The organism is Kiritimatiella glycovorans, assembly GCF_001017655.1.
GTDB classification, from domain to species: domain Bacteria; phylum Verrucomicrobiota; class Kiritimatiellia; order Kiritimatiellales; family Kiritimatiellaceae; genus Kiritimatiella; species Kiritimatiella glycovorans.
The window spans coordinates 109679-130380 of sequence record NZ_CP010904.1; the positions used below are offsets into that span (position 1 = coordinate 109679).

Genomic DNA, 20702 nt, shown 5'->3' on the forward strand with positions numbered 1-20702 from the left:
AAACGAATATTCGACCCATGCAGGAACACTACGCGTAAAGGGGAAAACCAATGGCGGTAAAAATCAGACTTCGCAGGATGGGCACCAACAAGAAGCCCTTCTATCGCCTCGTGGCGACGGATTCCCGGTACTATACGAAAGGCCGGTTTCTCGAAGTGCTCGGCTGGTACGATCCCAAGCGGGAGGACGGAGGCTGCGAGCTCAAACTGAACCGTGTCGATTACTGGCTCGAACAGGGCGCGGAGGCGTCGGAGACGGCCAAAAGCCTGATCCGTAAGGCCAGGAAGACGCAGGCAGCCCCGTCCGCGGACGAGGCGCCGGCTGTGGCGGAGGAAGCCGCGCCGGCCGGTGACGCCGCGCCGGCCGAAACCGCCGGGGATGGCGACGCGGCGGACGAACCCGATAAGGACGACACCTGATGAAGGACCTTATCGAGAACCTTGCGCGGGCGCTGGTCGACCACCCCGACGATGTCTCGCTGACGGAGATCGACGGCGAGAAGACCGTGATCTACGAACTCCGCTGTAACAAGGAAGACATCGGCAAACTTATCGGGCGCAACGGAAAAACCGTCGGGGCGATGCGCACGCTCCTGAGCACGCTGGCGGCCAAAAAAGGACGCCGCGTGATGCTTGAAGTGGTCGAGTAAGCCCGCGCGACCGGAGGCGGGGTGGCAGACGGCGAAAGGCCGGTTGCGTCCGCTCCTCCTCCGCCCTCGCCCGCCCGTAATGCAGACGGAGCGACAACCCCGTTCCGGGGCGCGGCCATGAATATCGATATCATCACGATTTTCCCGGATATGGTGGGCGCCATCCTCGGCGAGAGCATCATGAAGCGCGCGGCCGAATCGGGGCAGGTGAATTTCCGGGTGGTCAACCTGCGCGACTTCACCCACGACACGCACCGCACGACGGACGACCGTCCCTACGGCGGCGGGCCGGGCATGGTCATGAAACCGGAACCGATCTTCGAGGCGGTGGAGTCGCTGCGCGGCGACAATACCACCGTGATCCTGACCACCCCCCAGGGCGAGCGGTTCTCGCAGCCCGCCGCGGGAGAGCTGACCGGACATTCACACCTGGTCTTTATCTGCGGTCACTACGAAGGCGTGGACGAGCGCGTGCGCGAGGCGCTGGTGGACCGGGAGTTCTCGATCGGCGACTACGTGCTCACGAACGGCGTGCTTCCGGCCGCCGTCATCGCCGATGCCGTGGTGCGCCTGATCCCGGGGGTGCTGGGCGGGGAGGGCGCCACCGACGAGGAATCGTTCGGGGAGGGCCTGCTCGAATATCCTCACTACACCCGCCCCCCCGAATTCCGCGGCATGAAGGTGCCCGAAGTTCTCAGCTCGGGCGACCACGGCCGCATCGCGCGCTGGCGGCGTGAACAAGCGGAAGCGCGCACGCGCGAGCGGCGTCCCGACCTGTGGGAACGGTATGATCGGCTCCGCCGCGACGGACGGGAATGAGCGTCTGAGGCCCTTTTTTATTCCGGAAGATCCTTGACCGCGGGACGCGCCGGAGTACCATGCGTCCTTTCGTAACCGCAGGGCGGGAGACCGACAGCATGAATATTCTACAGAAAATCGACAGCGAACAGATTAAGACGGACGGACGGCCCGAGTTTTCCGTGGGTGACCGCGTCGCCGTACATGTTCGCGTCAGCGAGGGCGGCAAGGAACGCATCCAGGTGTTCACCGGCGATGTCATTGCACGCAAGGGTTCCGGGGCCACGGAGACGTTCACCGTCCGGCGCCGCTCTTACGGAGAGGGCGTGGAACGTACGTTTCCCCTGCACAGTCCCTCGGTCGCCAGAATAGAAATCAAACGCCGGGGCAAGGTACGCCGCGCGAAGCTCTACTATATGCGCGAACTCTCCGGTAAGAAAGCCCGCATCCGCGAACGCCGCTGAATCCGGGTCGATCCATGCCCTCGTTCTACGATCTGATTCAGTTCGAACGGGAGGCATGGACCGCAGGCTACGGGCGCGTGGCCGGAATCGACGAAGCCGGCCGCGGGCCGCTGGCGGGACCCGTCGTCGCGGCGGCGGTGTGTTTTACCCCCGCGTTTCTGTGCAACCATTCCCGTCCCGTCCTCGAGGGCCTGACCGATTCCAAGGCCCTGTCGGAAGGCCGCCGCAACGATTTCTACGCCACCCTGCGGGCGATGAAGGCCGCATCCATCGGCGTCGGATCCGCCACGCCGGAGGAAATCGACACGATGAATATCCTCCGCGCAACCCATCTCGCGATGGCGCGCGCGGTCCTCGACCTGCGGCCGCCGGGTGATTTCGCACTGGTGGACGGAAACGAGGTCCGCGGACTGGCCGTTCCCTCCCGGTCCATTGTCAAAGGGGACCGCCTCAGCCTCTCGATCTCCGCCGCCAGCGTGATCGCCAAGGTCACCCGCGACCGCATGATGACGGAGCTGGACGCGCAGTATCCGGGATACGGGTTTGCGGCGCACAAGGGCTACGGGACGGCGGCGCACCTTGAAGCCCTCGCACGGCTCGGGCCCTCGCCCTGCCACCGGAGATCGTTCCGGCCGGTCAGCGAACGACAGCTCGGATTCGAACCGGGGGATTAATCCTCCAGCCCGGAAGAACCCCCTGAACCCGCTCTTTCAACTCGAACGCGGACTCCACCGTCTGCGCACGGTGTTCGCGCGCCGCGAACCGGAGCATCTTCGCACCGGTCGCTGGGGCGAGCGTCGCGCGGCGAAATGGCTGCGCCGGCGCGGATACCGGATATGCGGGCGGCGCGTGCGCGCCGGACGGCGCGGCGAACTCGATATCGTCGCCCGCGACGGCGAGACGCTGGTGTTCGTCGAGGTCAAAACCCGACGTTCCCGCGGCCCGGCCCGGCCGGCCGCCTCCGTGAACCGGCGCAAGCGGCGCACGCTGCGCCGCGCCGCACTCTCCTACCTGAAACGAATGCGGCCCCCTCCCCGGTATTTTCGCTTCGACGTGATAGAGGTCATCGGCCCCCGCGGCACTCGGAGGCCCGAGATAAGACACATCCGCGGCGCCCTGTCGCTTCGGAACGATCAGAAGACCTGGTGGTGAAGACCGCGTCCTCCGCCGCTACGCGCCGCCGTCCGTGATCCAGATGCCCCACGCGGCCAGGGATTTGGCGTCGGTGAGCCCGCCCTTGCGCACGGCAGCCCGCACCTCGTCCAGGGTCAGCAGGACCGGCTCGATGGTCTCATCCTCGTCCGGCGCGCCTCCGTCCTCCCGCTCCGCCTCGGCATAGAAAAGCTCGATCCGCTCGCTGCTGTATCCGCACGAGGGATACATCGCACCGAGACGACGCGCGGTTCGGGCCCGGTATCCGGTCTCTTCGTGCAGCTCGCGCTCCACGGCCGCGGACGGGGATTCGCCGGGTTCGCAGTTGCCCGCGGGGATTTCGAGCATGATCTGCTCCACCGCTTTGCGGTACTGGCGTACAAACAGAAAGCGTCCGTCCGGAACCCGCGTGAGGACGGCGGCCGCGGGGCCGTGCCGGACGACCTCCCGCACCGCCGTCCGGCCGCCGGGCAGCTCGACGTCGTGTACCTCGAGATTCAGGATGCGGCCCTCGTAGACCGTGCGTAGCGATCGGGTTTGTTCATTCATCACAGACTCCCGGTATGAACGTGGATCTCCGGCGCGGCGCGTCCGCGGCGTTGCCCGGAAGCGACCGGCTCTGATGTTCTCTCACAAAGGCGCCAGGGCACAAAGCTATTCATCGAGTCGTCCAGTACGAATCGTGTTCCCTCAACCCATTTCCAGGCTCTTCATGTCCGCGGTGTTCTTCGCGGTGAAGTTTGTGTAGCATGGAGAGACTTTTCACAACACGAGACCGGAGCGCTGCCATGAAAATCGTAAACACCGCCACCATGAAGGAACTCGACCGCCGGACCATCGAGGAGGCGGGCGTTTCCGGAGAGGAACTCATGGAACGGGCGGGAACGGGTATCGCGCGCGTCGCGGAGGAGTGGCGTATCCTCGGCGGCCTCTCCGCCATGAGCGCCCGGCTGCTGGCCGGCGGCGGCAACAACGGGGGCGATGCCTTCGTCGCCGCGCGAGTGTTGCGGGGAATGGACTGGGAGGTCGAGGTCTGGGCCACCAGACCCGCGGGCGACTACGGCGGTGAGACGGCCGCCCACCTCCGGCGGATGCTCGACGCCGGCGTCCCGCTGCGGGAACTGACCCGCGAGGAGGACTGGGACGAGGCGGAACGAACGGCGGAACCGGTCGATCTGCTGATCGACGGATTGCTGGGGACAGGCACTAAAGGCGCGGCGCGCGGACTCCCCGCCCGCGCGATCCGCTACCTCAACGCGCAGCGCCGCACCACCATGGTCCTCGCCATCGACATCCCCTCCGGCATGAACGGCGATACGGGGGAGGCGGAGGGCGTCGCCGTGGTCGCGGACCTCACCGTGACCATGGCCCTGCCCAAGGCGGGGCTTCTGCGTCCGCGGGCGGCGGCGCACACGGGCCGGCTCGACGTGGTCGATATCGGCATCCCCGCGTCGTATGTCGACGAGGCCGCGGGCGAGGAGGGTCTGGAATTTGTCGGGCGCGAAGATATCGCGTCCGTGTTTCCCCCGCCCCGGCCGCGGGCGGCCCAGAAGGGGGATTTCGGTAAGCTGCTGCTGGTCGGGGGCGCGGTGGGCATGAGCGGGGCGCTGGTGATGGCCGGACGCGCGGCGCTGCGCGGCGGGGCGGGGCTCGTCACGCTGCGCGTGCCGCCGGAGGCCTACACGGCCGCCGCAGCCGCGGCGCCGGAATTGATGATTCATCCCTCTCCCGAAGGCGGCGACTGGGGGCTGGGCCTCTACGACGTGCTGCTGATCGGTCCCGGGCTGGGTCGGTCCGAAGAATCCCGGCTGCAGGTTCATCACCTGCTCGCGGAGCGGACGGGGACGGCCGTGGTCGATGCCGACGCGCTTCACGTCCTGGCCGGCGAGCCGGAGCGCATCGACGGGACCCGCGCGGCGACCGTGATCACCCCCCACCCCGGCGAGGCCGCGAAGCTGCTCGGATGCGCGCCGGCTGACATCCAGCAGGACCGCCGCGCCGCCGCGCGCGAGCTGGCCGGACGCAGCGGGGCGGTGTGCATTCTCAAGGGCGCCGGCACCCTCATCGCGCGCCCCGACGGCGCCCTGGCCGTGAACATGAACGGCAATCCCGGCATGGCGACGGGCGGGAGCGGCGACGTGCTGGCCGGTCTGCTCGCGGCGCTGCTCGGACAGGGACTCGACCCCTGGGACGCCGCGCGCGCGGGGGTTTTTCTCCACGGCCGGGCGGGAGATCTCGCGGCGGCCGGACAGGGCGAGATCTCCGCGACTGCCCCGGACCTGATCGAGGAACTCCCCGCCGCACTGCGCGAGTTCACGCCGAGGTGAGTTACGCGGAATCGTGTCGAGCTTGTTCCACTCGACCCTGTCCAGGGACGCACGGCGTACCGCAGGCAAACGTCGCGACTCTTTCCGCCTCGTAAAGACGGAATTCAGAAGAGGTCTCTCGCGGAGGCGCGGAGAACGCAGAGGGGATGAAGATGAAAAAAGTTCTTCGTAGATTTTTATGGTGAGCGGCGGCAAGTCCGCTCGCGTCACATCGTACTCGTACTCGTACTCGTACGCGTACTCGGAGCGCCGAAGGCGCGATCCCCCTCCCCCGATTCGAGGAACTCGAGTACGAGTACCGCTTCGCTGAGTACGAGTACGAATTACGTTCTCTGTGAATCCCGATTTCGACTTCGGTCCGGAGTTCGAGATCCCATCCGTGTTTTGGGGATGTCCCGAATCCTGTTGAAACTCGTTGGCGGTCTCGGTCTTCATTTCGATGTAGTTCCTTGTCATTCACTTGTCCAGTCCCTGTTCGGCAGTTCGCTTCGCTCTCTGCCTGGGGGTGAGGCGTCGTGGAGTGGAGCCCGTTCCCGCCGGAGGCGGGATGGCCCGGAGGGCCAAGGGCGGAGCGGAGCGACGCCTCAACAGCTTCCGATGGCCAGCCCAGGGATTTCAAAAGCACCGGGATCTGACGATAGCCTTTGATTCGACGGAACCCTTTCTCGGCCCTCAGAAGCGAATAGGCCAGCCAGCGTTCCGCCTGATCCGTCTCTGCGCGCCAACGCTTCACCCGCCCGATTTTTGCGCGTGTGTTTCGGAACGGGTTCTCGATGCAGTTTGTGTTCGTCAACGTGGTGTGTAGAGTGGACGGCGCATTCAGCTTGTGAACCGTAATGAGCTCCTCACCGGCCTCGTGCAGGGATTCCAGGGCCTTGTGGCTGTGCCGGCTCAGAAAGCGTTCCAGATCGGCGAGTGCTTCACGTCCGGCTTCTTCGCCTTCCACGGAGCGGAGACGCTTGAAAAGGTCGCTCACGCTGCCGTGATGACGCCTGGAGAGACAACGCTTAATATTTCGTTCCTTATGCACCAGGCATCGTTGAATGCGCGCTCGCGGAAAATGCTTCAAGACGCTGTTATGAAGTGCCCGAGAACCGTCGAGAACCGCCAACGGATCGCCCTCGAACTCAAGACCGCGGTGGACAAGCCGGTCGAGCCAGCGATTCTCATTATGGCTTCACCCTTTTCGGTCGGGGTGGCACCCGACCCTCCCAGTGCCCGAAAATGCGTCGGATATCGACTCGGGAGGGACGGCTGCCACGCCGTCCGCGGTCGGAATGCGGCCATAATGAGAACTGCTGCGGTCGAGCAATGCGTCACACACTTCTGTCGATTCCTGTGCGCCTATTTCAAAATCCAGCATAACTTTGCGGCCGTCCAGCGTAATGCCCAGCCCCACAATGGCGCTGAGATCCTCGGACAGTACAATGCCGTCCAGCAGCATGCAGAAGAACCTCTCGGACTTCAGGTCGCGGTCACGGAGCTTCTGTATGCGCTGTCGGCCCTCGACAATCCAGGCGCGGGAAACCCTGCTGCGTCCGGGCGCTGAATCGGGATACAAGGTTTTCTGATCACGTGAACTGACTCCGGCAGCTGTGGCACGCAAGATACGGCCACGAAGGTCGTCGGCCCTGTTGACCGCGTCGTAACTTTTAAGCCTGACCTCCTTCGATGTGTCTGCCTCATGGCGACGTACACGCGGCTTGCGGATCTCCTCATCAATACCGTCAATTCGAAGTCCTACGCGGGTTCCGCCGGCACGTCGGCAGCCTCTGTCTCCTGCCGGCTTGTAGGCCGGACCACACAGTTCTGTGACCTCTTCAGCCAGAATATCGGCGATCAGGGTTCGCATTTCACCACGCAGCCAGTCACGGAAAACATCTCCTGCTGCAGACGGTTCAACTTGTCCAAGGGCTTCAAGGACGCTATTGTCACTCATGGCGGTCTCCTTTCGGGTTGGTTTGCCCCGAGCGTCCAACATGGACGCTCAGGAGACCGCCTTCAAGTTTCAACAGTCAACGGGACACTTCCCCGGTGACGCTGGGGGCGTGGTACGCGCAGGGGACGCGGGACGCCTACGACGAGCTGAACCTGTACGCGGAATACGGCGTCGCATGGAAGGGGTTCGAGTTTTACGCGGGCTACACGCGGCTCGAGTTCATCATCGATGACGCCTTCGACCACGAATTCGGCGCCGGCGTCGCGAGCCCGTCCTGGGGGCCGTGGACCTTGGGCGTAGATTACGTCTACTCCACCGAGGCCGACGGTGCGTTCGTCGAGGCCGGTCTGGAGGGGGCCTTCCCGCTGCTGGAAGAACGGGTCGTCCTCGTGCCCGCCCTCGTCGAGGGGGTCGACTTCGGATACGCCAGTCCGGAGTATGACGGGCCGAATCATCTGGAAGCACGGCTCACGGCAATCGTGCCGGTCTCCGATGACGTGGAATTGAGCGCCTACCTCGCCCATTCCTGGGGGCAGGGCGACGTCGATCGCGACGGGGGCAAAGACCTGACCTGGGGCGGCATGGGCGCGGCGTGGACGTTCTGAAGGATCCGCTATCCCCGCACCCAGGAGACCTGCATCATCAGGAAGTCGCCCAGCGACGCCGCCCGTTTCAGGTCCGCGCCGTCGCCGTGAAAGAGCCCGTCGAGGAACGCCGCGGTCGGCGCGCGATCGAGCGTAAGCCCCGGCAGCATGACGGGCAGTTCGCGGAATCCGTCCCGCTCCACCGCCCCGGCCACGATTCCCATGATGTCCAGCTTGTCGGCGTCGCGAATCAGCGCGGTGTAGTCCCGAGGGCGGCCCGTGAGCTCCGGCGGCATCCGCCGCTCGTGATGCAGGCGTATGCCTTCGAGGATCGCCTCGCCGGTTTCCTCCGGCCACTCCTCCAGCCATCCCTCCGCGGCGACTCGCCTCCGTCCGAGTTTTCCGTGATCGCAGGCGGCGGAGTCGGCAAAATGGCCCTGTTCACGGTACTGCACAAACCGTCCCGTGTCGTGCAGCAGACCGAGCACCTCCGCGGCCCGGCGATCCTGGATCGGCCAGTCCATCTCGGCCGCCAGCGAGGCCATCTCCTCCGCGACGCGGCGGCTGTGGTCGAGCTTGAGTTGCAGCGGGCCGGGCAGGCGGCCGTCGCCGTCACGAAAGGTGTCCGCGTAGCGACGGAAACAGGCATGAACCCCGTCGAGCAGCGAGCCGGTTATCAGGGCCATAACGGTGTTTCCTTTGTCCTTTCCGATGATTTGGCCCCGCGCGGGGGCGTCAGATCGCATCCAGCGCCTGGTCCAGGTCTTCCAGCAGAAGAGCCGTATCCTCGATCCCGGCCGAGAGGCGCACGGTGTTGCGTTCGACGCCGAAGCCGTTCCGCCGCTCCTCGGGCATGTAGAGCATGGTCGTGAGGGGGCAGTGAACGATCGGCGTGACCATCGGACGATTCCCGTAGGGGGTCAGCGGATCGCCGTAATGATTGGCTCCCATATTATATTCCTGTTGTGGGAGGATTCCCCGGACGACCGTTCGCGTTCACGTCCCCGCGCTGCGGGCCGGTCACCGAACCTCTCACCCCTATCACGGGAAGCGGCCGGTTTCGAGCGTTTCCGGCCGCGGGTGGTCACATGCCGCCGCGGCCGCGTCCCCGGCCCATGCCGCCCCCGCCTCCGGAGCCGAAGTGGCTGCCGACGTTCGGCGAGGTGGCTGCGTTGAGCGTCCCGTTCCTGTACGACTCGACGGCCTCGCGCACGGTCCCGCTCGCGCCGACAAAGACCTCGATCTCTGCGGCCTGCAGGGTGCGGTGCGCGTTCGGGCCGCAATTGCCCGTGAGCACCGCGCGGGCACCTTGGTCCGCCATGGCCTGCGCCGACTGGATGCCCGCGCCGCCGCCCAGTGCGGCGTTCGGGTTTTCGACGGTCTCAGCGGTCATGGTGTCCGTCTCGACGATTACAAAATACGGACAGCGTCCGAAGCGGGGATCGACGGCGTCGTCGAGTCCCGGTCCTCTGGCGGTAACGGCTACTTTCATCGGTTTTCTCCTTTTGAGTCCGGTGACGGTGTGGTGTGCATTCGGGGGGGTGAGTCTCTACGAAACGCCGGCGAGTTTCTCGGCGCCCGAATAGAGTTCCTCAACCTCCAGTACGACGGCGGCATTGCCCGGATGTTTCGGGTTCTGCCAGCCCTTCATCTCGTGGAATACCGGCCCTTCGGTGTGATAACTCAGCGAGCCCTTCGCCTGAAAGGCTTTTCCGTCGCCATCGATAAATAGGAGCGACCCCCGGCTCCCCCCGTCGATGTTCCGGCGGGTCTTGTCGAAGTAATGATCCGCGATCACGAATCCGCGCCCTGCGTCCAGGCGCAGTTCGCCCACGTAAATCGCATTCGGCGTCCCGTCGGGATCGACGGTGCTGAACACCGCCGGCCCTTCGTGACGATTCCAGCGCTCCTCCAGCGTTTCCATCATGCCCATGCCTCAATCCTTTCGTTCCGATCCATTCCGGCTGACTCGATAGTGTTTCACCCGATATCCGCAAGCGCGGCGGACAACTGCTCCCAGGTCTGTTCAATGGCCGCGCAGGCCGGTCCCCGACCATACTCGATCACGGTCTTGCCCGCCATCAGCGAGTCGTTGACCTCCCGGTCGAAGGGGATGCGGCCGATGACCCGCGAGCCGTATCGCGCCGCGAGCGATTCGATGCGGTCGGACTGATCCCGGTTGAGGTCGGCCTTGTTGATCACCACCAGGGCCGGGACCCCGAAATGCTTCGCGAGATCCATCACCCGCTCCATGTCGTGCACGCCGGAGACCGTGGGTTCGGTCACGATCAGCACGAGGTCGACCCCCGAGACCGAGGCGATCACGGGGCAGCCGGTACCGGGGGGCCGTCGCCGAGGATACATTCGCGCCTCAGCTCCTGCGCCAGTTCGGCGGCGCGGTTGCGCACCTGGGTCACGAGCCGCCCCGAATTCTCTTCGGCGATGCCGAGCCGGGCATGGGCCATGGGCCCGAAGGCGGTTTCCGAAACGTACCAGCGTCCGGTGATGTTGCGTTCGCTGCCGATCGCCCCGACGGGACAGACCAGCGGGCAGAGCCCGCAGCCCTCGCAGGCCAGCGGCTCCACGCGGTACGTTTTAGCGACGCCGTCTCCCGGCGGGCCGTCGAACCGTATGGCGTTGAAGTGACAGGCCTGCGCGCATCGGCCGCAGCCCACGCAGCGCATGGGATCGATCTCCGCCTTGATGCCCCCCGCGAAATCGTGCCCCTCCCTCACCGCGGGGGCGAGGAGCAGGTGCAGGTCCGCGGCATCCACGTCGTTGTCCGCCAGCACCTTGTTCCGCGCCAGGTGCGCCAGCGAACTGACCACCGTCGTCTTGCCGGTGCCGCCCTTGCCGCTGATCACGGTGACCTCGCGGCACTCGTCCGCATCGCCCTCCTCAAAGGCGGCCGGTTCGTCCTCCGCGAGCTCGAAGATCTCCTCTTCAGGGCAGGGCGGGGCCGCGGCGTACAGGTGATCGTAGATGCCCAGCAGATTCTCCCGCAGCTCCGGGAAGGCCTCCGCCAGGAAGTCCCCGCGCGAATAGGCCTCCGCATACGTGCGCCTGAACGGGATGCGCCCCGCAATGGGGATTCCGACCCGCTGGGCATAGTCCGCAATGATCCGGTCTTCGCCGTTGGAGCGGTTGATCACGATCCCCGTCGGGACCCCGAGCTTGAGAGTCAGCCCCACGGCCAGCTTGAGGTCGTTCAGGCCGAACGGGGTCGGCTCGGTCACCAGCAGGGCGACGTCCGATCCCTCGACGGCCTCGACGACGGGGCAGGCGGTACCCGGCGAGGCGTCGATGATATTGACCGCATCCGGGTCGATATATGTTTTGACGTCGCGCACCACGTTCGGCGCCAGGGCCTCGCCGATGTTCAGCAGCCCGTGCGCGAAAAAGAACGGATTGGCGGGATCGTCGGCCGGCTCCGCGACCTGGACCTTCCCGATCGCGGTGTCGACCTCCGTAAACGCCTTCTCGGGGCAGACGTAGGAGCAGACTCCGCAGGAATGGCACAGCTCATTAAACACGAGCACCTTGTCGTTGACCACCGCGATGGCGTTGTAGTTGCACGCCTCGGCGCATTTCCCGCAGGCGGTGCATCGTTCGCTGTCCCATACGGGTTTCGGCGCAAGCACCTCCCGTCCGTCGGTGAAAGAGGGTTTGACGAAGAGGTGATCGTTCGGCTCCTCGACATCGCAGTCGAGCAGCCGGACGGGTTCACCGCGTTGCGCGAGCGACGAGGCCAGATTGACCGCAAAGGTCGTCTTGCCCGTACCGCCTTTTCCGCTGGCGATCGTGATAATCATAAATTTCCGTTCCCTTTCCGGTCTTCTATTCCGAGCGCGTCATGGTCGCGCCGCAGGCGGGACATTGGCGCTGATTGCACGGCGTCCCGCGCCCGTGGGCCACGCGTTTCCCGCATGCGGGGCAGACGCAGGACCCTCCGGCGCCGAAGCCGGCACCGCCCTGACGTCCCATGCCCCGGCCTTTTCCGCGGCCGCGGCCGTCGCCCATCGGTCCGGTTCCATCTCCTCGCGGCATCATCCACCTCCCTGCAGTCGAGGACGACGGATGCGCCGGAGCATTCCGGCGCACCCGTTCTCTGTCCGCTTACTTCCCGTCCGATTCCAGATCCGCGATGCGCTTGCGGATATCCTCCAGCGCTTCCTGCAAAGATCCCGCCTGTCCCTTCAACGCCTCCAGCTCCTGCTCCGGAGCCGGAGCCGCGCCGTAGGGATAGGGAGCGCCCGCGGGCGGATAAGCCGGGGCGGCGTACGGCTGAGGCCCGTATCCTCCCCGCCCGCGTCCTCCGCGAAAGCCGAATCCGAGCCCGCGACCGAATCCGCCGCGTCCGCGCCCGAACCCGAATCCGCGGCCGGGAACCGGGTTGGCGTATCCGGGCACTCCGTACCCGGCGCAGTATCCCGCAGCGCGTCCCGTCATCGGTCCCATTCCTGCCGGTCCTGTTCCATCTCCACCTGGCATAATGCACCTCCCTGTGCTGTGTATCTTCCTCGAATCGCGCGCCCCGACGGACGACGCGATCCCGCTTCTCCTAAACGCTTCCTCCGCGAAAGCGCCGCCTGCGGCCGCCTCCGCGGCCCCGGCCCCGCCTGCCGCCGAAGACCGGCTCCGGCCAGGGCTCGGCCGGGTGCAGCGCCCCGGTTCTCCATGCCTCCAGCACGCCCTCCGGTGTGCCCGCGGCATGAGGGACCACGTCGATGCCGTGTCCCCGGATCGCACTCCACGTGGCCGGATCGATCCCCGCGCAGAGCAGGGTCCCCACGTCGCGCCGCATCAGCTCGCGGCCCCAGGCAAGCGGATGCCACCCGCGGGTCGATACCTCCGCGCCCGCGTCCGGCGACGCGCCCGTATCAACCACCAGCAGCCGCGTCCCCGCAAAACAGGGCGCCATCCTTCCTCCACGGGTCACCAGTGCCGCTTTCATGCCTGACCGTGTATGCATGTGTCGTGCCATTACAGGATTACGATATCTGTAACGATATGAACGCGAAGGGATAAAAAAAATATACGCGCGGCGGTGCGACCCGGGGCCATGTGGCATGTTGCGAGTGCCGTCGAGGCGAGCCTTGCAGAATGCAACGGCTCATGGCTTTCGGTTCCGGGTCTCAGTCGATTCCGTAGCGGTGCATCTTACGGTAGAGGGTACTGGGGTTGATACCGAGCTGGCGGGCGGCGGCCGCGCGGTTCCCGGCCTGATCGCGCAGGGCGCTGCGGATGGCCTTCTGTTCGAGGCCCTTGAGGGTCAGCGGCGGGGAGGTCTGGTCCTCCGTACTCTCGCGGAGTTCGGCGGGCAGGTGCTGCGGCTGCACGGCGTTGCCGCGGCAGAGGACGAAGGCGTGTTGGATAACATTCTCGAGTTCGCGGATATTACCGGGGAAGTCGTGGCGCATGAGGATCTCGTAGACGGCGGGGTCGAGGCGTTCGATCTCTTTGCCGGTCTCGGCGTTGAACCGCCGCCGGAAGTGTTCGGCGAGCAGCGGGATATCGCATCGCCGCTCGCGCAGCGGCGGGAGTTCCAGCCGCAGCACGTTGAGGCGGTAGTACAGGTCCTGCCGGAAGGTGCCCTCGCTGAGCAGGTCCGCCAGTCTGCGGTTGGTGGCCGCCAGGATCCGCGCGTCGCTTCGCACCGGCTCGCTGGAGCCGAGGGGCTCATAGGTCTTCTCCTGGAGCACGCGCAGGAGGCGGACCTGCATGGCCGCGGAGATGTTGCCGATCTCGTCGAGGAACAGGGTTCCGCCGCGTGCGGCATCGAACCGCCCGGGGCGGTCGGACCTGGCATCGGTGAACGCGCCTTTGCGGTGGCCGAAGAGTTCGGATTCCAGCAGCGTGTCGGGGAGCGCGCCGCAGTTGACGGCGATGAAGGGGCCCTCGCTCCGGTCGCTGAGATTGTGGATGGCGCGGGCCAGCAGTTCCTTGCCGGTGCCGCTTTCGCCCTCGATGAGCACCGGGACTTCGGAGGCGGCGACGTCGGGGAGGATCGCGAAGATGTCGTGCATGTCGGGATGGCGGCTGACGATATCCTGAAAGGTGTAGTTCTGTTCAACGCGCCGCCGCAGGTCCTCCTCGCCGCTCACGTCGCGGAAAGTCTCGATGCCGCCGATGCATGTTCCGCGGGCGTCGCGCAGCGGGGCGGCGTTGACGCAGACCGTGAACGGGCGGCCGTAGTGATCGATGATGGTCACCCGCCGGTCCGTTACGCTCGCTTCGGTCTGCGTGACCTCGTCGACGATACAGCGCTCGCCGCAGACGTCGGAGCGGAAGATCTCGCTGCAGGGCCGACCGATCGCATCGGTGGCGTCGAAGCCGGTGATCCGCTCCGCGGCGCGGTTGAAGAAGGTGATCCGCTTCTCGCGGTCGACCGTAAACACGCCCTCCGCAATACAGTCGAGCATCGCCTCGAGCTGCTTCATGTCGGCATGCTTATTCTGGAGGCGCGAGTCGGAGGTCATCCCGTACCCCCCGGGTCCGGTCGCGAACGCGTCCCGTCCCGCCCGTAGCCGCGGGATACGTCGGGGCGATTCGAGGCTGCGAGCGTCCCGGCCCGCCAGGCCTCGACGACCTCCCGCGCCGACCCCCCGGCGTCCCGGACGACCGCCACTTTTCCCGCCTCCAGCACGGCGTACGCATTGGGTCCGCAGTGTCCCGTGATCACCGCCTCCGCGTTCAGATCGATGACGCGCTGCGCGGTCTGAATGCCGGCGCCCCGCCCGGCTTCGAGATTGCGGCTGTTGTCGTGGGCCGACCACGTATCCGTCTCCGTGTCATACAGCAGAAGAAACCGCGCCCGCCCGAAACGGGGGTCGAGGGGCGATTCGGGGCGTTCGCCCAGTGCGGTGATGACGATGTTCATGGTGCCGGGATTCCTTCTCGTGCCGTCGGTCTTGCGGGGGTTGACGATACGCATTATAATAAAACGCGCGTGATTTTAAAGTCCGGATCCTCCGGCCACGGAAAACAGACGGGAACGAACCTCGCGCGATGCCAAAGATACTCCCTTTCGAACGGGAACCCCGGCGGTATGACCGGTGGTTCGATGATCACGACGCCGCCTACCGCTCCGAGCTGGCCGCGATCCGGGAACTCCTTCCGCCGCGCCCGGGACGGGCGCTGGAGATCGGAAGCGGGACCGGACGCTTTGCACTCCCGCTGGGTATCCGGGAAGGCGTGGAGCCCTCGCCGGCCATGCGACGAAGGTCCGCCGCGCGCGGCCTGCACGCGATCGACGGCGTCGCGGAAGCGCTCCCGTTCGACGACGCCCGGTTCGATCTTGTCCTTATGGTGACGACGATCTGTTTCGTGGACGATGCCGCGCAGAGCTGCCGGGAGGCGGCGAGGGTCTTGCATCCCGGAGGACGGTTCATCGTCGGTCTGGTCGACCGCGACAGTTTTCTCGGCGAGTCCTACGAGGCTCGAAGAAAGGAAAGCGTGTTCTACCGTGACGCGCGCTTCTTCAGCGCGGCGGAGGTCGTCGATTTTATGAAGGATGCCGGGATGCGGGAGTTCCGGTTCCGGCAGACCCTCTTCAGCATGCCGGCAGAACTCGCCGGTCCCGATTCGATCCGTGAAGGATACGGGGAGGGAGGGTTTGCGGCGATTTCGGGGGAAAGGGGTTAATCGGGATTCACCACAGACCACAGAAAACATGATACGATCCGTGAGACTCTGTTTTGCTCATTCGCTGCAGGTGAAGGGCGCGCGCACGATTGAATTTTCGGGCGGAATGAATGTCGTGGCCGGACCCAACGGGTCCGGGAAGAGCACGCTTCTCCGCGCCCTCAACACCTGCGAACGCTGCGAAATCCGACGCGCCGGCGGTGCCCCGGTCAGGTATTTCAGCGCGGAGACGATGAACCCGCATCACCCGACGGGGCCCGCCGGGGATATGCAGGAGATGATCCTGCGGGTGCGCGGCGTCTTTACCTCGCATGGCGAGATTATGAGATCGGCCCTCGCCGCCGTCCCGCTGAGAGAGGGTGAGACCCTGCTCGTCGACGAACCGGAGGCCGGTCAGGACCTGGAAGGCGTGAAGAGGATACGGGAGGCTTTCGATGTCCTTTGTGCGAGGGGAGGACAGGTCATCGCCGCGACCCACCACCCGGTGCTGATGGAGGGTGTGAAAGTCATCGAACTCGTGCCGGGGTATGTCGGGCGTATGCGGGCGGAGTGCCGTCGCTGGCTGGGAGAGGATGCGGATCGCTCATCCTGAGGCGGTTGGGCTGACGCGGACATCGCGAGCCGGGGGGGACGTAATCCGTATTCGTACTCGTACTCGGTACACGTACTCGGACCGCCGAAGGCGCGATCCCACTCCCCCGGTTCAAGGAACTCGAGTACGAATTATGTTCTCTCTGAATCCCGATTTCGACCTCGATCCGAATTTCGAGATCCCCTCCGTGTCATCGGTCGAAAACACAAGAAAGGTCTCTCGCAAAGGCGCCGGGATCGCAAAGATGAATGAGAAGAGCACAGGCAAAGAAATGGTGCGTTCTCTCTTACGTTCGTAGTAGCGCCGCAGGCCTGCGAAGCAGGGCCAGGGCCGTGATCTTCACGCGCCTGGCCTGCCGGAGGCAGGCTTGCGGCGCTACTACGAACGATATCACGCGCCTTGGCCCTTCGGACGCGTGCGGCGCTACTACGAACGTTTGTCGTCTCCCATCCCGCCTCTTCCCCGAACGGCTCCACCGCAAAAATCTGCGAAGAACCCGGCGGTCAGATAAACCATTGAAGAAGCCGCCCGGGTCCCCCACAATGGCTGCGTTCGGCCGGTCCTGCTGAGAGGTACGATTATGCCGCTGCCCCCGGTACATCAAACGCTGCGCCATGCGCTGAGACTTGCCTTCGGGTGGATCTTTCTCGTGCTGGGTGTACTCGGCCTTTTCCTGCCGCTGCTCCAGGGGCTGCTCTTCCTGGTGATCGGCTCGGCGCTGCTCGCCCCCGGCAACCCGCACCTGGCCCGCATGCGGGAGCGTTTCTACCGCCGGTTCCCGCGCGTGCGCCAGTGGACGCAACGCCTCCACGACCATTTTCACAGGCGGAAGACATGAGCGACACGCTGAAAAGCCTGCTGATCGCGTCGGCGGAACGCCGCCCCGACGCGGTGCTGTTCCGCTACGCCGGCCCGGAGGGCTGGCGCACCATGACGTACGGTGAGTTTCTCGACGAAGTTCGCGCGGCGAGCGAGCTGTTCGTTTCCCTCGGCATGAATCGCGGCGATCATGTGGCCCTGCACCTGGAGAACGATCCCCTGTGGGCGGTGCTCTACTTCGGTCTCGTGTCGATCGGGGTGACCGCCGTGCCCGTCGATCCCCGGTTTGAGGCCGGCGAGGTGGCCCACCTGATCCGGCACGGGGAATGCCGGACGCTGATCACCGCCGCGGGCTCGCTCCCGCTCGTGCGTGAGATCGCCCCGGACCTCCCCGGGCTGGACACCGTCGTGCTCGCCGGGGAGCGGGTAAAGGAAGATTTCGCCGGTACGGTCAAAGTGGTCGACTTCGCATCCGGTTCCGCGGCCCTGGCGGACCGCGCGTACAGCTCCGGGTCGGCCTTCGAGCAGGTCCACCCCGACCCCGACACACCGGCCTCGATCATCTTCACCTCGGGCACCACGGGCCGCCCCAAGGGCGCCGTACTCACGCACCGCAACTTCGTCAGCAACGTCGAGGCCTGCCTGGACGTCATCGGGGTGCGGGACGACGACGTCTTTCTGCTCGTGCTGCCCCTGCACCACGTCTTCGCCTTCACCACCGACCTTCTGCTTCCGATCCGCGCGGGCGCCGGCATCTCGCTGGTGCGCAGCATCCGCACGGTGGCCGACGATCTGCGCGAGCTGCAACCCACGGCGCTGATCGCGGTGCCGCTGCTGCTGGAGAAACTGCATGACCGCATATTCCGCGGCATCCGCGAACAGCCGCTGGCGCATCTCGCCTGGCGCGCGGGCCTGAAAAGGGCGGTCGGCCGCAAGGTACGCCGCAAGCTGGGCGGCCGCCTGCGTATGGTGGTTTCGGGCGGCGCACCGGCGCCCGTGTACATGTTGAAGAACTTCATGAGCCTCGGCATCCCCATCCTCGAAGGGTACGGGCTCACCGAGACCGCCCCGGTGGTCAGCGTCAATCCGCCCGACGACCCCCGCCCCGGCACGGCGGGGACGCCGCTGCCCGGAGTCGAGGTTGAGGTACGCCGTCCGAACCGTGAAGGGATCGGCGAACTGGCGGTGCGAGGACCCGGCGTCATGCGCGAGTACTACCGCAATCCCGACGACACCGCGGAGGTCATGGAGGGCGGCTGGTTTCTGACCGGCGATCTCGCGCGGATCGACGAAGACGGCTACGTTGTCATCGCCGGCCGCCGCAAGAACATGATCGTCAACCGCGAAGGGAAGAACATCTACCCGGAGGAGGTCGAGGAGGCGATCAACCGCAGTCCGCTGATCCTGGAGTCGCTCGTGCTGGGGATCCGGGAGGAAGGCGCGAAGGGCGAGCGGGTGGGCGCGATCGTGGTACCCGACCGCGAGGCCCTCGACCGGCGCGAAGCGGCGAAGGGCACGACGCTCGATGAGGAGGGCATCGGATCGCTGGTGCGCGAGGAGGTCGCCCGCATGACGGCTGAACTTTCGGCCTACAAGCGGCCGCGACGCGTGCGGGTCCGCGCCGGGGAGTTCGAAAAGACCGCGACCCGGAAGATCAAACGCTACCTCTACGACCTCCCGTAAGACTTCGGCCGAAAGTCGATTGAAGTCGATCGCGGCTCCCTTTACCCTGTACAAGCCCTGACCATTGACCAGGAGAGAGACGCCATGAATCCTGACGAGTCCATGTTCCGCATCGTGCCGACCGAGACGCTCGGGCCGTGCCGCTACGATTCGCCCCTGGGCGCAATGCGCCAGCGGTTTTATACCGACGGGGAATGGGTGATCCGCCGGACGCGCAGCCACGAGTTCGAGGAACTCGAAGGTCCCCCCTTCGAGTGCTTCGAGCGATCGGGCGCAAGGGAGAAGCTCTACTTCCGCCCGCAGGACACCACGGTCGGCATCGTCACCTGCGGCGGACTCTGCCCGGGCATCAACGACGTCATCCGCGCGATCACCTTCGCGGCGGCGGAGGGCTACGGTGTGAAACAGGTCCTCGGCTTCCAGTACGGCTACGAGGGGCTGGTCGCCAAGTACTACCACCGGCCGATCGAACTCAATCCCGACAATACCGACGACATCCACGAGAAGGGCGGATCGATCCTCAAGTCCTCGCGGGGGCCCCAGGACACGGGGGAAATCGTCGATACCCTCCAGCACTATTGCGTCGACATCCTGTTTGCCATCGGCGGCGACGGAACGATGCGCGGCGTGCGTGATATCCACGACGAGATCGCCCGGCGCGGTCTCAGGATCTCGGTCATCGGCGTGCCGAAGACGATCGACAACGACATCAGTCTCGTGGAGCGGACCTTCGGGTACGAGACCGCGGTGGAGTCGGCCTGGAGCACCATCACGTCCGCCCACGCGGAGGCCAAGGGCTACCGGAACGGAATCGGACTGGTGAAACTCATGGGCCGCGACTCAGGCTGGATCGCGGCCTCCACCGCACTCGCGAACAGCAACGTCAATTTCTGCCTGATTCCCGAAGTGCCGTTCGATCTCGAGCCCCCGAACGGGTTCCTGGAACACCTGCGCCGTCGTCTTATGCGGCGCGCCCACGCGGTGATCGTGGTCGCGGAGGGTGCGGGACAGAACCTGTTCGAAGGCGAATACGAGCGCGACAAGTCGGGGAACAAGCGGCTGCACGACATCGGCGTACTTCTTCAGGAGCAAATAGAGCGATTTTTCGCGGAGCAGAACACGGAGATCAATCTGAAGTATTTCGATCCGAGCTATCTCATCCGGAGCACGCCGGCGAACGCGAACGATTCGGAGTACTGCCTGCGGCTGGGGCACAACGCGGTTCATGCGGCAATGGCCGGCAAGACGAACTGCATCGTCGGGCTGCACTGTGGCGTGCTGGTCAACCTTCCCATGCCGATGATCGGCGAGCGCAAACGGGTGGACCCCAACGGCTGGACCTGGCAGTCGGTGCTTCAGGCCACTCGACAGCCCGCCGACATGACCCACGAAGAATGACGTCCTGACTTCAACATGGCCCGAAAACGCTACAAAAATCCGGCCCCTCGCGGATTTTTGCGGTGGAGCCGTTCGGGGAAGAGGCGGGATGGGAGACGACGAACGTTCGTAGTAGCGCCGCACGCGCCCGAAGGGCCAAGGCGCGTGATATCGTTCGTAGTAGCGCCGCAAGTCTGCCCCCCGGCAGGCCAGGCGCGTGAAAGATAACGGCCCTGGCCCTGCTTCGCAGGCCTGCGGGCCTACTACGAACGTAAGAGAGAACGCACCATTTCTTTGCCTGTGCTCCTCCCATTCATCTTTGCGATCTCTGCGTCTTGGCGAGAGACCTTTCTTGTGTTTTCGACCACGGATTACACCGATCACACGGATGGGATCGCGCCTTCGGCGCTCCGAGTACGCGTACGAGTACGAGTAAGAGTACGAATTATGTTCACCCCTTCATGTCCTTCATGGTGAATCCCATTCTCTCCCCACGATGGCGATTCAGGTGTTACGCCCCCTTTTTTTTTCGGACGACTGTCCGCGAAAATCCGCGAATAGCCGGCCGCCGACAATACCGACTAAAATACTCCTGATTTGACCACGTCTCTGTTTTGGCTTAACGTGAATATACGACCGGGCATTTGGGACACTGCACACGAAGGAGTGACGGC

At 65.3% G+C, this 20702-nt stretch carries 26 protein-coding genes and 1 pseudogene; 13 read left to right on the forward strand and 14 right to left on the reverse strand.

The genetic code is table 11. The annotated features are described in order from the left end of the window. Positions 1 to 50 precede the first annotated feature (50 nt). The 6 genes from rpsP to L21SP4_RS00535 all read left to right on the forward strand — a co-directional run bounded on the left by rpsP (position 51) and on the right by L21SP4_RS00535 (position 3063). A complete protein-coding gene (rpsP, locus tag L21SP4_RS12205; RefSeq protein ID WP_074041312.1) occupies positions 51 to 419 on the forward strand; it encodes a 30S ribosomal protein S16 in 369 nt (122 codons plus the stop codon). Next, positions 419 to 649, forward strand: a complete 231-nt coding sequence (locus tag L21SP4_RS00515; RefSeq protein WP_052880828.1) for a KH domain-containing protein — start codon at positions 419 to 421, stop codon at positions 647 to 649. Before rpsP ends, L21SP4_RS00515 begins: the two co-directional genes overlap by 1 nt. 117 nt (positions 650 to 766) lie before the next feature. Next, entirely contained in the window at positions 767 to 1468 is a 702-nt protein-coding gene (trmD, locus tag L21SP4_RS00520) for a tRNA (guanosine(37)-N1)-methyltransferase TrmD (protein ID WP_052880829.1), read from the forward strand. Between the two features lie 98 nt (positions 1469 to 1566). Further along, a complete protein-coding gene (gene rplS, locus L21SP4_RS00525) occupies positions 1567 to 1911 on the forward strand; it encodes a 50S ribosomal protein L19 (RefSeq protein ID WP_052882917.1) in 345 nt (114 codons plus the stop codon). A gap of 14 nt (positions 1912 to 1925) precedes the next feature. Next, positions 1926 to 2585 (forward strand): ribonuclease HII, encoded by a 660-nt coding sequence (locus L21SP4_RS00530; RefSeq protein ID WP_052880830.1) that lies wholly within the window; start codon positions 1926 to 1928, stop codon positions 2583 to 2585. 70 nt (positions 2586 to 2655) lie between these two features. Continuing rightward, positions 2656 to 3063, forward strand: coding sequence for a YraN family protein (locus L21SP4_RS00535; protein WP_052880831.1), 408 nt, complete (start codon positions 2656 to 2658; stop codon positions 3061 to 3063). An 18-nt stretch (positions 3064 to 3081) separates the two neighbouring features. Here the strand turns inward: L21SP4_RS00535 and L21SP4_RS00540 are convergent, their stop codons facing one another. After that, positions 3082 to 3612: an NUDIX hydrolase gene (locus L21SP4_RS00540; RefSeq protein WP_052880832.1), complete on the reverse strand. Its 531-nt coding sequence runs from the start codon at positions 3610 to 3612 to the stop codon at positions 3082 to 3084. A gap of 239 nt (positions 3613 to 3851) precedes the next feature. On the opposite strand from L21SP4_RS00540, the gene L21SP4_RS00545 reads away from it, so the two are divergent. Continuing rightward, a complete protein-coding gene (locus L21SP4_RS00545; protein WP_052880833.1) occupies positions 3852 to 5390 on the forward strand; it encodes a bifunctional ADP-dependent NAD(P)H-hydrate dehydratase/NAD(P)H-hydrate epimerase in 1539 nt (512 codons plus the stop codon). 1 nt (position 5391) lies between these two features. Here L21SP4_RS00545 and L21SP4_RS13435 read toward each other — a convergent pair. Next, positions 5392 to 6528: pseudogene (locus L21SP4_RS13435) on the reverse strand (transposase); the annotation flags it as partial. 39 nt (positions 6529 to 6567) lie between these two features. Further along, positions 6568 to 7329 carry a transposase gene (locus L21SP4_RS12215; protein WP_074041315.1) on the reverse strand — a complete coding sequence of 254 codons (762 nt, stop codon included), beginning with the start codon at positions 7327 to 7329 and terminating at the stop codon, positions 6568 to 6570. A 95-nt stretch (positions 7330 to 7424) separates the two neighbouring features. Between L21SP4_RS12215 and L21SP4_RS00555 the strand changes: the two genes are divergently transcribed. After that, positions 7425 to 7934, forward strand: a complete 510-nt coding sequence (locus L21SP4_RS00555; RefSeq protein WP_052880835.1) for a hypothetical protein — start codon at positions 7425 to 7427, stop codon at positions 7932 to 7934. An 8-nt stretch (positions 7935 to 7942) separates the two neighbouring features. Here the strand turns inward: L21SP4_RS00555 and L21SP4_RS00560 are convergent, their stop codons facing one another. The 11 genes from L21SP4_RS00560 to L21SP4_RS00610 form a co-directional block, all read right to left on the reverse strand. After that, on the reverse strand, positions 7943 to 8599 hold the full coding sequence (locus tag L21SP4_RS00560) for an HD domain-containing protein (RefSeq protein WP_052880836.1): 657 nt from the start codon (positions 8597 to 8599) through the stop codon (positions 7943 to 7945). A gap of 49 nt (positions 8600 to 8648) precedes the next feature. Beyond that, positions 8649 to 8864, reverse strand: coding sequence for a PLP-dependent transferase (locus L21SP4_RS00565; RefSeq protein ID WP_052880837.1), 216 nt, complete (start codon positions 8862 to 8864; stop codon positions 8649 to 8651). Positions 8865 to 8997: 133 nt separating this feature from the next. After that, complete coding sequence (locus tag L21SP4_RS00570; RefSeq protein ID WP_052880838.1) at positions 8998 to 9405, reverse strand: NifB/NifX family molybdenum-iron cluster-binding protein; 408 nt, start codon at positions 9403 to 9405, stop codon at positions 8998 to 9000. Positions 9406 to 9462: 57 nt separating this feature from the next. Further along, positions 9463 to 9846 carry a pyridoxamine 5'-phosphate oxidase family protein gene (locus tag L21SP4_RS00575; protein WP_052880839.1) on the reverse strand — a complete coding sequence of 128 codons (384 nt, stop codon included), beginning with the start codon at positions 9844 to 9846 and terminating at the stop codon, positions 9463 to 9465. A 47-nt stretch (positions 9847 to 9893) separates the two neighbouring features. After that, positions 9894 to 10277, reverse strand: a complete 384-nt coding sequence (locus L21SP4_RS13190; RefSeq protein WP_201774646.1) for a P-loop NTPase family protein — start codon at positions 10275 to 10277, stop codon at positions 9894 to 9896. Next, positions 10235 to 11725, reverse strand: a complete 1491-nt coding sequence (locus tag L21SP4_RS13195; RefSeq protein ID WP_201774647.1) for a nucleotide-binding protein — start codon at positions 11723 to 11725, stop codon at positions 10235 to 10237. Before L21SP4_RS13195 ends, L21SP4_RS13190 begins: the two co-directional genes overlap by 43 nt. A gap of 25 nt (positions 11726 to 11750) precedes the next feature. Beyond that, positions 11751 to 11963 (reverse strand): hypothetical protein, encoded by a 213-nt coding sequence (locus L21SP4_RS00590; RefSeq protein WP_201774648.1) that lies wholly within the window; start codon positions 11961 to 11963, stop codon positions 11751 to 11753. Positions 11964 to 12029: 66 nt separating this feature from the next. Then, a complete protein-coding gene (locus L21SP4_RS00595) occupies positions 12030 to 12404 on the reverse strand; it encodes a DUF5320 domain-containing protein (RefSeq protein WP_052880840.1) in 375 nt (124 codons plus the stop codon). 70 nt (positions 12405 to 12474) lie between these two features. Next, positions 12475 to 12834 carry a NifB/NifX family molybdenum-iron cluster-binding protein gene (locus L21SP4_RS00600; RefSeq protein WP_052880841.1) on the reverse strand — a complete coding sequence of 120 codons (360 nt, stop codon included), beginning with the start codon at positions 12832 to 12834 and terminating at the stop codon, positions 12475 to 12477. A gap of 214 nt (positions 12835 to 13048) precedes the next feature. Further along, positions 13049 to 14392, reverse strand: a complete 1344-nt coding sequence (locus L21SP4_RS00605; protein ID WP_201774650.1) for a sigma-54 interaction domain-containing protein — start codon at positions 14390 to 14392, stop codon at positions 13049 to 13051. Continuing rightward, entirely contained in the window at positions 14389 to 14793 is a 405-nt protein-coding gene (locus L21SP4_RS00610) for a NifB/NifX family molybdenum-iron cluster-binding protein (RefSeq protein WP_074041505.1), read from the reverse strand. The genes L21SP4_RS00605 and L21SP4_RS00610 overlap by 4 nt, the downstream gene beginning before the upstream one ends. 128 nt (positions 14794 to 14921) lie before the next feature. Between L21SP4_RS00610 and L21SP4_RS00615 the strand changes: the two genes are divergently transcribed. The 5 genes from L21SP4_RS00615 (at position 14922) to L21SP4_RS00635 (ending at position 20049) form a co-directional block, all read left to right on the forward strand. After that, a complete protein-coding gene (locus tag L21SP4_RS00615; RefSeq protein ID WP_052880843.1) occupies positions 14922 to 15557 on the forward strand; it encodes a class I SAM-dependent methyltransferase in 636 nt (211 codons plus the stop codon). Between the two features lie 40 nt (positions 15558 to 15597). Continuing rightward, positions 15598 to 16149, forward strand: a complete 552-nt coding sequence (locus L21SP4_RS00620; RefSeq protein WP_160300598.1) for an ATP-binding cassette domain-containing protein — start codon at positions 15598 to 15600, stop codon at positions 16147 to 16149. Positions 16150 to 16729: 580 nt separating this feature from the next. After that, entirely contained in the window at positions 16730 to 16987 is a 258-nt protein-coding gene (locus tag L21SP4_RS00625) for a hypothetical protein (RefSeq protein ID WP_052880845.1), read from the forward strand. Then, positions 16984 to 18651, forward strand: coding sequence for an AMP-dependent synthetase/ligase (locus L21SP4_RS00630; RefSeq protein ID WP_052880846.1), 1668 nt, complete (start codon positions 16984 to 16986; stop codon positions 18649 to 18651). The genes L21SP4_RS00625 and L21SP4_RS00630 overlap by 4 nt, the downstream gene beginning before the upstream one ends. A gap of 84 nt (positions 18652 to 18735) precedes the next feature. After that, complete coding sequence (locus L21SP4_RS00635; protein WP_082116411.1) at positions 18736 to 20049, forward strand: ATP-dependent 6-phosphofructokinase; 1314 nt, start codon at positions 18736 to 18738, stop codon at positions 20047 to 20049. Positions 20050 to 20702: the final 653 nt, after the last annotated feature.